Origin of the sequence: Flavobacterium sp. 9, from assembly GCF_002754195.1 — a bacterium.
Lineage (GTDB): Bacteria > Bacteroidota > Bacteroidia > Flavobacteriales > Flavobacteriaceae > Flavobacterium.
Genome location: NZ_PEEU01000001.1, coordinates 4,621,728 through 4,635,488, shown reverse-complemented (window position 1 = coordinate 4,635,488; position 13,761 = coordinate 4,621,728). Strand labels below are relative to the sequence as shown.

General features: G+C 34.4%; 9 protein-coding genes. 8 read left to right on the top strand and 1 reads right to left on the bottom strand.

Annotated features, from left to right (window positions below; translation table 11 throughout):
• Positions 1-20: 20 nt before the first annotated feature.
• The 3 genes from CLU81_RS19250 to CLU81_RS19240 all read left to right on the top strand — a co-directional run bounded on the left by CLU81_RS19250 (position 21) and on the right by CLU81_RS19240 (position 2,908).
• Complete coding sequence (locus tag CLU81_RS19250; RefSeq protein WP_099711271.1) at positions 21-1,031, top strand: dipeptide epimerase; 1,011 nt, start codon at positions 21-23, stop codon at positions 1,029-1,031.
• Positions 1,032-1,036: 5 nt separating this feature from the next.
• Positions 1,037-2,065 carry an aminotransferase class I/II-fold pyridoxal phosphate-dependent enzyme gene (locus CLU81_RS19245; protein WP_099711270.1) on the top strand — a complete coding sequence of 343 codons (1,029 nt, stop codon included), beginning with the start codon at positions 1,037-1,039 and terminating at the stop codon, positions 2,063-2,065.
• A 378-nt stretch (positions 2,066-2,443) separates the two neighbouring features.
• Positions 2,444-2,908: a DUF1456 family protein gene (locus tag CLU81_RS19240; protein ID WP_099711269.1), complete on the top strand. Its 465-nt coding sequence runs from the start codon at positions 2,444-2,446 to the stop codon at positions 2,906-2,908.
• Positions 2,909-3,373: 465 nt separating this feature from the next.
• On the opposite strand, the gene sucC is transcribed toward CLU81_RS19240, so the two are convergent.
• Complete coding sequence (gene sucC / locus CLU81_RS19235) at positions 3,374-4,567, bottom strand: ADP-forming succinate--CoA ligase subunit beta (protein WP_099712809.1); 1,194 nt, start codon at positions 4,565-4,567, stop codon at positions 3,374-3,376.
• A 415-nt stretch (positions 4,568-4,982) separates the two neighbouring features.
• Between sucC and gltB the strand changes: the two genes are divergently transcribed.
• The 5 genes from gltB to CLU81_RS26865 all read left to right on the top strand — a co-directional run bounded on the left by gltB (position 4,983) and on the right by CLU81_RS26865 (position 13,754).
• Positions 4,983-9,500 carry a glutamate synthase large subunit gene (gene gltB / locus CLU81_RS19230; protein ID WP_099711268.1) on the top strand — a complete coding sequence of 1,506 codons (4,518 nt, stop codon included), beginning with the start codon at positions 4,983-4,985 and terminating at the stop codon, positions 9,498-9,500.
• 96 nt (positions 9,501-9,596) lie between these two features.
• Entirely contained in the window at positions 9,597-11,051 is a 1,455-nt protein-coding gene (locus CLU81_RS19225) for a glutamate synthase subunit beta (RefSeq protein WP_099711267.1), read from the top strand.
• A 672-nt stretch (positions 11,052-11,723) separates the two neighbouring features.
• Positions 11,724-12,947 (top strand): diaminopimelate decarboxylase, encoded by a 1,224-nt coding sequence (gene lysA / locus CLU81_RS19220; protein ID WP_099711266.1) that lies wholly within the window; start codon positions 11,724-11,726, stop codon positions 12,945-12,947.
• Positions 12,948-13,128: 181 nt separating this feature from the next.
• Positions 13,129-13,602, top strand: coding sequence for a hypothetical protein (locus CLU81_RS19215; protein WP_099711265.1), 474 nt, complete (start codon positions 13,129-13,131; stop codon positions 13,600-13,602).
• Positions 13,599-13,754 carry a hypothetical protein gene (locus CLU81_RS26865; protein WP_158235353.1) on the top strand — a complete coding sequence of 52 codons (156 nt, stop codon included), beginning with the start codon at positions 13,599-13,601 and terminating at the stop codon, positions 13,752-13,754. The genes CLU81_RS19215 and CLU81_RS26865 overlap by 4 nt, the downstream gene beginning before the upstream one ends.
• The last annotated feature ends 7 nt before the right edge of the window (positions 13,755-13,761 follow it).

Genomic DNA, 13,761 nt, shown 5'->3' with positions numbered 1-13,761 from the left:
ATTAAAAAAATCGAAACATTATGGAACTAATCTTAAGAGAATACAACCTCAAATTAAAACATACTTTTACTATTTCCAGAGAATCGATTGATTTTCAGCCTTCCTTAATTATTGAGCTTAAAAGTGATGGTTTTTCAGGTTTTGGAGAAGCAACTTCAAATCCGTATTACAAAACTACAGTTCCAATGATGATACAGGATTTAGAAGAAATCAGGCATATTATTGAAACGACAGAAAATGAAACTCCTGATGAATTCTGGGCAAAAATGCATCCGTATTTAAAAGACGATATGTTTGCTTTGTGCGCATTAGATTTAGCGTACAATGATTTATATGCCCGTAAAAAAGGTAAAAAGTTATACGAATTATGGGGTTATTCTATTGACAAAAATCCGCTTACAGATTATACAATCGGGATTGCTTCGATAGACAAAATGGTTTCAAAAATGCAGGAACTTCCGTGGCCTATTTATAAAATTAAACTCGGAACTAAAGAAGACATTGCAATCGTAAAAGAACTTAGAAAACATACCAATGCCATTTTTAGAATTGATGCCAATTGCGGTTGGGGCGTTGAAGAAACGATAAATAATGCCGTTGAATTAAAGAAACTTGGCGTTGAATTTCTCGAACAACCTATGAAGGCTGATAATTGGGAAGCACATAAAGAAGTTTTTAAACATTCGGTTTTACCCATAATTGCTGACGAAAGCTGCATTATTGAAGAAGATGTTGCAAAATGTCACAATCATTTTCATGGCGTAAATGTAAAACTGGTAAAATGCGGCGGATTAACTCCCGGAAAACGCATGATTGAAGAAGCTAAAAAACTCGGCTTAAAAACAATGGTGGGTTGCATGACAGAATCGACCGTTGGAATATCGGCAATTGCACATTTATTACCACAATTAGATTATGTTGATATGGATGGAGCTTTACTTTTGTCACAAGATATTGCAACTGGCGTAACGATAAAAAATGGCGTTATTCATTATTCTGACTTGAACGGAACGGGAGTTACTTTAATCTAAAACTTATGAATGTCAATCAATTTCCGGATAGAATTATCGAAATCGACCAGGAACAATATTTGTATTTTGGCGGAACGGCTTATTTGGGATTACCAACAAATAAGGCTTTTCAGGAATTGGTTGTCAAAAATATTCAAAAATGGGGAACTACTTACGGAAGTTCCAGAAGCGCAAATATTAAACTTACGGCTTTTGAAAATGGCGAAACTTTTTTGGCCAAACACATTAAAGCAGAAAGTGCTGTTACAGTTTCGTCAGGAATGCTCGCGGGAAAATTAGTAATTGATGAATTGAAAAAACAAACGGATTCTTTCTTTCATTTTCCGGATACGCATCCTGCAATTCAGGCAAATGATAGTTTGCCAGTTTTCATAAATGATAAAATAAACCCGCGCTTATTAGATTCAAAATCGGAGAGAATTACAATTTTAACTGATGTTGTTTCAGGTTTTCAAACTGAGGCAATTGATTTATCTATATTGGCAACAATTCCGAATCATAAAGAAGTTACTTTAGTTATTGATGAATCGCATTCTCTTGGAATTTTAGGCAAAAACGGTTGCGGAATTTATTCGAAAATCAATCTTCCGATAAAAAGAAAAATCATGGTTTCTTCTATAGGAAAAGCTTTCGGATTAACTGGCGGAGTTATTGCAAGTGACGCTTCTTTTATCAATCAGATGCACAATTTAAGCACTTTTGTTTCTGCTGCGGGAATGAATCCTGCTTTTGTACAAACTTTGGCTGATGCTTCTGATCTTTATATAATTCAACATCAGAAATTACTAGAAAATCTGGATTATATTGATCAGAAATTAATCAAAAATGATGCGATTAAATTTGATAAAACATATCCTTTAATTTATCTGAAAGATGATAATATGATTGAAATTTTAAAAGCAAAAAAAATTATTATCGCCAGTTTTAAATATCAGGAAAACTCTAATAATCTTAATCGAATTGTTATAACTGCAAATCATTTATATGAAGATTTGGATAAGTTGATTGCTATTTTAAATGGTTATTCTAATTAAAAAAAAGTAATATCGATTTATCTCTCGCAAAGTCGCAGAGTCGCAAAGTTTTATAAATTATGATTTTTGACTTGCCTCCAGCTTTAGCTGGAGTTTACAAAAAGTGTGTAATTGGCTTTAGCCAAACAGATATTTTGGCTAAAGCCAATTTTTTAGTATTATTTTATTATCTCCAGCTAAAGCTGGAGGCAATTCAAAATAAAAACTTTGCTTAGGTTAAATTTTAAAAAATTCTTGAACTTGGCGTCTTTGCGACTTTGCGCGAAAATTTTGGCAGCATATATATTTAAAATTAAGACACTCCACTTTGTCTGCAATTCTAAATCTAAAATTGTATTCAAATTAGTTTTAAAACGTACCTTTGTAAAAAATTAAACGATGACAAACAACGATATCCTAAAAAAACTGCGCGTGGCTTTGATGCTCCGTGACGACCAAATAGTTGAAATTTTAGAATTAGTAGATTTTAGAATTACAAAATCAGAATTGGGCGCTTTTTTTAGAGCCGAAGATCATGAAAATTACATGGAATGTGGCGATCAGGTTTTGCGTAATTTCTTAAACGGATTAGTAATTCATTTAAGAGGAACGAAAGAAAATCCTAAAAACCCGAATGATGTTTTGGCTAAACATAAAGCTGAAATTCCTAAAAAAGATAGCACCAAAGAAAGACCTGAATTCAAAGCAAGCGCTAAAGATTCTGAAAGAGGAAGAGGCGATAAAGCCCCTTCTAAATCTGGCCCGGCAGCTAAAAAACCTAAAAAGAAAGAATTCCCTAAAGGAAATGGAAAAACATCTGTTGTAGAAAAAGTAGTTTACAAAAACGGAAAAAATAAAAAATAATTTTACCGTACTGCAAAAATTTTACCGCAAAGAACGCTAAGGTTTTTTCCTTAGATTACATTTATTAAACGCAAAGTTCGCAAAGCTATAATGATAAAGCTTTGCGAACTTTGCGTTTATATAAGATCTTTCAAATATAAATGACTTTATACAAACGCTGTATCAACATTGCCAACGGTTTCAACCGTTGGAGCGCAATATTTTATAATTACATCGAATCCCAAGGTTGAAACCTTGGGCTATGTTGAAGATGCAAAGACAAAGTTCGCAAAGTTTTTTTTGACAAAGCTTTGCGAATTTTGCGTTTATATAAAATCTTATGAATAAAAAATCTTTGCGTGCTTTGCGGTTAAATCTCCCTACGATAAAATTAACTTCAAAAAAAAAATCCCTCCGAATGATCGAAGGGATTTTCTATATATTAAAGAGAAGATGCACAGCAGTGCATCTCTACAATATTATTTATTAAGATAATGCAGCTTTAACTTGATCAGCAGCTTCTTGAAATTGAGTAGCTGATAAAATTGGCATACCTGAATTGTCAATTAATTCTTTTGCAATTTCAGCATTTGTTCCTTGCAAACGAACGATAATTGGCACATTGATAGCATCGCCCATATTTTTGTAAGCATCAACAACTCCTTGAGCAACACGGTCACAACGAACGATTCCTCCGAAGATGTTAATTAAAATTGCTTTTACGTTTGGATCTTTTAAGATAATACGGAAAGCAGTTTCAACACGTTTTGCATCAGCAGTTCCACCAACGTCTAAGAAGTTAGCAGGCTCAAAACCAGCGTATTTAATTAAATCCATAGTTGCCATTGCAAGACCTGCTCCGTTTACCATACATCCTACAGTACCGTCAAGATCTACATAGTTCAAACCTACTTCTTTAGCTTCAACTTCGATAGGATTCTCCTCACGGATATCTCTCATCTCAGCATATTTTGGTTGTCTGTATAAAGCGTTATCATCGATATTAACTTTAGCATCAACAGCTAAAATTTTGTTATCTGAAGTTTTCAAAACCGGGTTGATTTCAAACATAGAAGCATCAGAACCAATATAAGCATTGTATAATGAATCGATGAATTTAACCATTTCTTTAAAAGCATTTCCAGAAAGACCTAAGTTAAAGGCAATTCTTCTTGCTTGAAAACCTTGTAATCCAACATTAGGATCAACTTCTTCAGTAAAGATTAAGTGTGGAGTATGCTCAGCAACTTCTTCGATATCCATTCCACCTTCAGTAGAATACATGATCATGTTACGTCCTGTACCTCTATTCAATAAAACAGAAACATAAAATTCAGACGTTTCGCTTTCACCAGGATAGTAAACATCTTCAGCAACTAAAATTTTGTTTACTTTTTTACCCTCAGCAGAAGTTTGAGGTGTAATCAATTGCATTCCGATGATTTGTTCAGCAATTTCTTCAACTTGTTGCAAGTTTTTAGCCAACTTCACTCCACCACCTTTTCCACGTCCACCTGCGTGAATTTGTGCTTTTATCACATGCCATCCTGTACCAGTTTCGGCAGTTAATTGTTTTGCAGCAGCCACAGCTTCAACCGCATTGTTAGCCACAATTCCGCGTTGAATGCGTACTCCGTAACTTGCTAAAATTTCTTTTCCTTGATATTCGTGTATGTTCATAATATAGAATTTGTCTGGTTCTGAATTTATTTCAGAATAAAAGTGCGACAAAAGTAGCAAAATTCAACTTAATAGTAAAATCTTTTTCAATTAAAAAACGAGTGTTATATCTGTTAAGCGTTTATTCATTTTGAATGCGAAGAAATAGTTAACAAAATGATTTGTTAATATTAACTCAAAACTACTAAAACGTTTGATATTTAACAAAAACATCACCGCATTCATTAGCCTTACGGCGATTTTTCTTAATATATTTTAATGCGTGTTGTCATTTTGGCAATTCGCAATGCTTAATATAATATTATTATCAATTAAGAAGCGTTTTTCTAGTATTACGATAAAAATGTAAGTCAAATTACAATTTCAATACATTATGTTTAACGAAATCTTTATTTTTGTAGAAAAAATATCAAGAATGAAAGTTAAAGAACAAGGGCTTTATTTGCCTGAATTTGAACACGACAATTGTGGTGCAGGATTTATTTGTAATTTGAATGGTATTAAGTCAAACGATATTATTCACAAAGCATTGGACATCTTAATAAAATTGGAACATCGTGGTGCCGTTAGTTCTGATGGAAGAACTGGAGACGGGGCTGGAATTTTATTCGATATCCCACATGATTTTTTTAAAAAAGTATGTGATTTTGAAATCCCTGAAACGCGTGAGTATGCAGTAGGAATGGTTTTTTTACCAAAAAGCAAAAACCAGGTTTCTTTTTGTATCAACGCTTTCGAATCGACTATCAAGGATCAGAATTTAAAGATTCTTGGTTGGAGAGACGTGCCTGTTGAAGTAGAAAATTTAGGGCAGATTGCCGCAGAAAAAGAACCAACAGTTAAACAAGTTTTCGTTTCTAAAAACGGTCAGGATTTAACTGAAAATGAATTTAATGCAAAACTTTTTGCAGCTAGAAAAATTGCTGAACATGCCGTAAGAGGATCAAAAACCTCTGAAAGTCATATGTTTTATTTCTCTAGTTTATCGACAACTACCATAATATATAAAGGTCTATTGATGCCGGAAGACATCAGCCGATATTATGTTGACTTAAAAGATCCAGATTTAGTGACTCGTTTGGCGTTAGTTCACCAACGTTTCTCTACAAATACTTTCCCTTCATGGGAACTTGCTCAACCGTTTAGATACATGTGTCATAATGGTGAGATCAATACACTTCGTGGAAACGTAAGCCGTATGCGTGCTCGTGAAGAGCTTATGCAAAGCAAAGTTTTTGGCGATGATATCAAAAAACTATTCCCAATTATCTTAGAAGGAAAATCAGATTCTGCTTCTATGGATATGGTTGTAGAACTTTTATTAATGACAGGCCGTTCATTGCCGGAAGCGATGATGATGGTTGTTCCTGAAGCTTGGGAAAAACACCAGACTATGTCTGAGGAGAAAAAAGCTTTCTACGAATTCAACGCTTGTATTATGGAGCCTTGGGATGGTCCAGCTTCTATTCCGTTTACGGATGGTAATGTAATTGGTGCATTATTAGACAGAAACGGATTGCGTCCTTCTCGTTATACTTTAACACATAGTGGTTTCGTAATCATGTCATCAGAAATTGGTGTACTGGATATCGATCCTGAAGATGTTATTCAGCACGGACGTTTAGAGCCAGGAAAAATGTTCTTGGTTGACATGAACGAAGGTCGTATTATTGAAGATGAAGAGGTTAAAAAAGCAATTGTTACAAAACGTCCGTACAAAGAATGGATCGATGCTAACTTATTGCCTTTATCGAAAATTCCTTATACCAATAATCCTACTCCGGTTGAGAAACTTGATTTCTTAACAAGACAACGTTTATTTGGTTATACAATTGAAGATTTAAAAACCATCATCAACCCAATGGGAGGTCAGGGAGCTGAAGCAATCAGTTCTATGGGTAACGACACGCCTTTGGCAGTTTTATCAGACCAACCGCAATTATTGTACAACTATTTCAAACAATTATTTGCTCAGGTTACCAACCCGCCTTTGGATGGTATTCGTGAAGAAATTATTACTGATATCAGTTTAGCAATTGGTGGAGATTTCAATATTTTCGAAATTGAATCTAAACAATGTAAAAAACTAAAAATCCAAAATCCTGTTATTTCTAATGAGGATTTAGATAAAATAAGAAACATTGATCACGCAGATTTTAAATCGGCTACAATTTCTACTTTATATAAAATAGAAAAAGGAGTTAACGGTTTAGAACGCGCGCTTGAAAAATGTGTTCAGGCAACTTTTAAAGCTGTTTCTGAAGGATGCAATATTATCATCTTATCAGATAGAGGTGTTAGCGAAGAATTAGCTCCAATTCCTATGTTATTGGCTTGTTCTTACATTCACCACTCTTTGAATATTTTACAGGTTCGTTCTAAATTCGGAATCATAATCGAATCTGCAGAACCTCGTGAACCGCATCATTTTGCTTTATTATTTGGATATGGCGCAAGTGCGATTAATCCATATATGGTAAACGAAATCATTTATGATCAGGTTGCACAAGGATTCATTACTGGTGTAAAAGCTGATTATGCAGTTGTAAACTATAACAAAGCGATTGCAAAAGGAATCGTTAAGATCATGAACAAAATTGGTATCTCTACTTTACATTCATATAGAGCTGCTCAGATTTTCGAGATTTTAGGTTTAAACAAAACATTTACTTCTAAATATTTCCCTTACACACCTTCAAGAATCGAAGGAATTGGTTTGATCGAAGTAGAAAAAGAAGTGAAGAAACGTTTCCAAAAAGCATTTCCAAATTCAAAAGTTGCAAGTTTGCTTCCGTTAGAAATTGGAGGAATTTATAGATGGAGACGTGGTGGAGAAAAACATATGTTTAATCCAACAACTATTTCTAAATTACAACAAGCTGTTCGTTTAAACAGTCCTGAAAGTTATAAAGAATACTCTAATATGGTTAACGAGCAAAGCTCAAACTTAATGACGATTAGAGGAATGTTTGAATTCAATAATTTAGATCCAATTTCTATTGATGAAGTAGAACCTTGGACAGAAATTGTAAAGAAATTCAAAACTGGTGCAATGTCTTACGGATCTATCAGTAGAGAAGCGCACGAGAATTTGGCAATTGCCATGAACAGAATTGGCGGAAAAAGTAACTCTGGAGAAGGTGGAGAAGATCCAAAACGTTTCCAGAAAGAAATTAACGGAGATTCTAGAAATAGTGCAATCAAACAAGTTGCTTCGGGACGTTTTGGTGTTTCGATCAACTATTTGACAAATGCTAAAGAGATTCAGATTAAAATGGCTCAAGGTGCAAAACCTGGTGAAGGTGGACAATTACCTGGAGAAAAAGTGGTGCCTTGGATTGCCGAAACCAGAAACTCTACACCTTATGTAGGTTTGATTTCACCTCCTCCTCACCACGATATTTACTCTATTGAGGATTTATCTCAATTGATTTATGATTTGAAAAACGCGAATCGTGAAGCTCGTATCAATGTAAAATTAGTTTCTGAAGTTGGAGTTGGAACAATTGCTGCCGGTGTTGCCAAAGCAAAAGCTGACGTTATCCTTATTTCTGGTTATGACGGAGGAACTGGTGCTGCACCATTGACTTCATTACAACACACAGGTATTCCATGGGAACTTGGATTGGCTGAAGCACAACAAACGTTGATCTTAAATGATTTAAGAAGCCGTGTAGTTCTTGAATGTGACGGACAATTAAAAACTGGTCGTGACGTAGCAATCGCTGCATTATTAGGAGCCGAAGAATTTGGTTTTGCTACTGCTCCACTTGTTGCTTCTGGATGTATTATGATGAGAGCTTGTCACTTAAATACTTGTCCGGTTGGTATTGCAACTCAGGATCCTGAATTGAGAAAAAATTTCAAAGGAACTCCGGAGCACGTAATCAACTTCATGTATTTTATTGCTGAAGAATTAAGAGAAATCATGGCGCAATTAGGTTTCAGAACCTTAAAAGAAATGGTTGGTCAATCACAAAAATTAAATGTGAACAAAGCTATCAAACATTATAAAGCAAATGGTTTAGACTTATCATCAATTCTATACAAACCGGAAAAAGCTAAAACACAGCCAATTCACAATACAACTGAACAAGATCACGATTTAGATAACGTATTGGATTTTGCCATTATCAAAGAAGCGATTCCGTCTATTTATAGAAAAGAAAAAACAAGAGTTACATTTAAAATTAAAAATACAGACCGTTCTGTAGGTGCCATTTTGAGTAATGAAATCTCAAAAATATATGGCGCACAAGGTTTACCTGATGACACTATTTTAGTTGATTTTGAAGGTTCTGCCGGACAAAGTTTTGGTGCATTTGCAACAAATGGATTGTCGTTTAAAATTCACGGAAACTGTAATGATTATTTAGGAAAAGGATTATCCGGAGGAAAATTGATTATCAAAGTCCCTCCTACTGCAACCTTCAAGCCTGAAGAAAACATCATTATCGGGAACGTTGCCCTTTACGGAGCTATCACCGGAGAGGCTTACATTAATGGAATGGCCGGAGAGCGTTTTTGTGTGAGAAATTCTGGAGCAACTGCGGTTGTTGAAGGAATTGGAGATCACGGATGCGAGTACATGACAGGTGGTACAGTCGTTGTTTTAGGAAAAACAGGAAGAAACTTCGCAGCTGGTATGAGCGGTGGTGTGGCTTATGTTTATGATCCAAATCAAAAATTCGATTCAACTTTATGTAACATGGAAATGGTTGCATTTGATCCAATGGAAGAGGAAGACATTACAAAACTAAGACGATTGATCAAAAACCATTCATTGTACACAAGCAGTCCATTAGCAAAAAGAATTTTAGCAGACTGGGAAAATGAACAAAACAATTTCGTAAAAGTAATGCCAACTGATTACAAAAAAGCATTACAACGAATTGCAGAAGAAAAGAAAATAGAAGAATTAATAGCTGATTAAGAGGTTCTGAGTTACAAAGGTGCAGAGGTACTAAGTTGATGTTTTTCAACTCACTTCTCACATCTCAATCTCAAAACTAAATTTAATTAAAATGTCATGGGTAAAATAGGCGGATTTAAAGAATATAGCAGAGCTGATGAAAGTAATTTAGCAGTAGCAGAACGTGTTTCGAACTACAACGAATTTACAATTCCGTTAGCAAAAGATAAAATAAAAGAACAAGGTTCAAGATGTATGGATTGTGGTATTCCTTTTTGCCACAGTTCTTGTCCATTAGGAAATTTAATTCCTGATTTCAACGACATGGTGCATCAGGAAGAATGGCAAAGTGCCTTAGAGATTTTACAATCTACTAATAACTTTCCGGAATTTACTGGTCGCTTATGCCCTGCTCCATGTGAGAAATCATGTGTATTAGGAATCATCAAAGAACCTGTTGCAATCGAAAACATCGAAAAAAACATCATCGAAAGAGGTTTTGCTGAAGGTTGGATTAAACCACAAGCACCAAAAACAAGAACAGGAAAAACTGTTGCTGTTATTGGTTCAGGTCCTGCAGGTTTGGCGGCGGCTCAACAATTAAACAGAGCTGGTCACACAGTAACTGTTTTTGAAAGAGACAACGCAATTGGAGGTTTATTACGTTACGGAATTCCAAATTTCAAATTGGAGAAAGGAATCATCGACAGACGTGTAGCAATCCTTGAAGCCGAAGGAATCACTTTTAAAGTGAATGTAAACGTTGGAGTAAACTTTAGCGTAGACGAACTTAATTCTTTTGATTCTATAGTATTGTGCGGTGGAGCAACTGAAAGAAGAAGTTTGCCAACTAAAGGAATCGAAAGCAAAGGCATTGTTCAGGCAATGGATTTCTTGACACAACAAACTAAAGTTTTATACGGAGAATCAATTCCGGATCAGGTTAAAGCAACAGGAAAAGACGTAATCGTAATTGGTGGTGGAGATACAGGTTCTGACTGCGTTGGAACATCAAACAGACACGGAGCAAAATCAGTAACAAATTTCGAGATTTTACCAAAACCTCCAGTTGGAAGAAGCGAGACAACTCCTTGGCCTTTCTGGCCGTTGCAGTTAAAAACGTCATCTTCTCACGAAGAAGGTTGCGACAGAAACTGGTTAATCAATACTAAAGAATTCTTATCTAATGAAAAAGGAGAATTAGTAGGTTTAAAAACCGTTGAAGTACAATGGAAAATGACTCCGGGTCAACGTCCTGAATTAATCGAAAAAGAAGGTTCTGAGAAAATCTGGCCTTGCGATTTAGCTTTATTGGCTTTAGGATTTACAGGTCCTGAAAAAACTTTAAGCGAGCAATTGGGTCTTGAAATTGATATGAGAAGCAACTATAAAGCTAAAAATTATCAAACGAATGTTCCTCATATTTTCACTGCAGGAGATATGCGAAGAGGACAATCATTAATTGTATGGGCTATTTCAGAAGGTCGCGAAGCAGCAAGAGAGGTAGATTTATTCTTAATGGGATATACCAACTTGCCAACCAAAGGAAACGGAGATTTACCAAGTCTTTAATTTTTTTTGAGACTCTAAGATACTGAGATGCTAAGATTCTAAGTTTTTTTCTTTTAGTATTTTAAATCTTACGAACATAAAAGATTAAAAACATTAAATTTTTATTCCGATAAACAACACTAACTAAGCTGCTAAGGCGCTAAGTTTCTAAGATTCTAAGTTTTTTAGCTTAGTCGCTTAGCAACTTAGAGTCTTAGCAGTTATTTTTTTGCTCCTGATTAAAGATTAAAAAGGATTTTCTATTTCAACCATAGCCCAAGGTTTCAACCTTGGGAATGCAATATTATGATTTTCGTCGATACGCTATGTGTCCCAAGGTTGAAACCTCGGGCTATGTTCTAGTAACAAGACGCTAAGAAAAACCTTTTACCTTTGCCTCTCTGCACCTTTGCCCCCTTTATCGTTTTATTCCTAAAAAACTTTTGTTTAACAAAACGCCAATTTTGATGCTTCAAAAAAAGGTTCTAAGTTTCTTAGATACTAAGGCGCTAAGACGAAAAAACTTACTAACTTAGAGTCTTAGTATCTTAGAAGCTACAAAAAGATTTATAAAAATTCGAAACAAGTCACTTTTTGTTTAAAAACAAACAATTTGTTATAATTTGTTATTTTTCTACAATTAATTTGCAGTTAGTCAAAAGAGTAATAAATTTGCTCAAAATAGTTTAAAAAATGCAAGCAAAAGATTTACTGCAGTTAGCAGAACAATTTGGAAGTCCATTATATGTTTATGATGCCGAAAAAATCCAATCTCAGTACAACAGGTTAACTAAAGCTTTCTCTAAGGTAGAAAACTTAAGAGTTAATTACGCCATGAAGGCATTGTCTAATGTTGCGATTCTTCAGTTATTAAAGAACATGGGATCTGGATTAGATACTGTATCAATTCAAGAAGTTTTATTGGGACTTCATGCTGGCTATGAACCTGAAAAAATCTTTTTTACACCAAACGGAGTTTCTCTTGAAGAAATCGAGGAAGTTGCTGCAATGGGTGTACAAATCAATATTGACAACTTATCTATTCTGGAGCAATTCGGAACAAAATATCCACAAATTCCGGTATGTATTCGTATCAATCCGCACGTAATGGCGGGAGGAAATGCTAATATTTCGGTGGGACATATCGATAGTAAATTCGGTATTTCTGTTCACCAAATTCCGCATATCTTGAGAATTGTTGAGAACACAAAAATGAGCATCGTGGGAATTCACATGCACACAGGATCTGATATTCTTGATATCGAAGTATTCTTGTATGCTGCTGAAATCTTATTTGATACCGCAAAACATTTCAAAGACTTAGAGTTTTTAGATTTCGGAAGCGGATTCAAAGTTCCTTACAAAAAAGACGATATCGAAACAGACATCGAAGAATTAGGTAAAAAACTATCTAAAAGATTCAATGCTTTCTGTACAGAATACGGCAGAGATTTAACGTTGATTTTCGAACCAGGAAAATTTCTGGTGAGCGAAGCAGGTCATTTCTTAGTAAAAGTAAATGTAGTAAAACAAACAACATCAACAGTTTTTGCTGGAGTTGACAGTGGTTTCAACCACTTAATTCGTCCAATGTTGTACGGATCTTCACACCATATCGAAAACATTTCTAATCCAAAAGGAAAAGAGCGTTTTTACTCGGTTGTAGGATACATTTGCGAAACCGATACTTTTGCAAATAACCGTAGAATTTCGGAAATTACTGAAGGTGATATTCTAGCTTTCAGAAACGCCGGAGCATATTGTTTCTCAATGTCTTCGAACTACAATTCAAGATACAAACCAGCAGAAGTTTTATGGAAAGATGGAAAAGGAATTTTAATCCGTCAACACGAAACTTTTGAAGATTTGCTTAAAAATCAAATTCCGTTGCCACAAGAAGTTGCTGCAACAGTTTAAAATAAAAAAAAAGAGAATATCTACTTAATCCCGTTTCTTAATTGAGGCGGGATTTTTTTTGTTTTAGATTGCCATCGCTTGTCAAGCAGAATGAAATCGAAGTTTTAGCACATTTTCATAATAAATAAAAAATAAGTTTTTCATTAAAAAACACTATATTTGTAAGAAATTATTTATTTAAATGAATTACGATAAATATGACATTTCCAAAGATGAATCATCTACAATATTTAATTTTATAAGTGTTGGAGATAAAGGTAATTTCAGAAAAGTAGTTGCATATTCACCTACTAAAAATCTTTCCATTCATAATCTTGGTTTTGGCGATTTAAAATATGATCTATTAACAAAGAAGTATATTATTGATGATCAGGTTACAAATGATAACGGAGATATTAGAATTGTCTTAGCAACTGTAGCCAAAACTGTTTATCATTTTACCAATGTAAATCCGCATATAACTGTATTTTTTAGAGGCAGTGACGCAAGAAGAACAAACACTTACAAAAGAGCCATAATGTTAAACCTCGAGGAATTATCAGAAACTTTTGATATATTTGGTGCAAGAATAATTACTAACGATGAAATCGTAAATGAACCATTTGATTATAAAAAAGACTTTGATGGATTTTTAATTAAAAGGAAAAAAATATGAAAAGTGTAAAAAAGATAGTTAAAGCTACAAGAACTATAAGTAAAGACTCAAAAATCGTTGTCGATCCATCTCTTAATGAATTTAAAAATATTAAGTTTAAGTCAGGAAAACCAGATGAAATAAATAAGATGGATTTTAAACTAAGTTTTTAATTCTTTA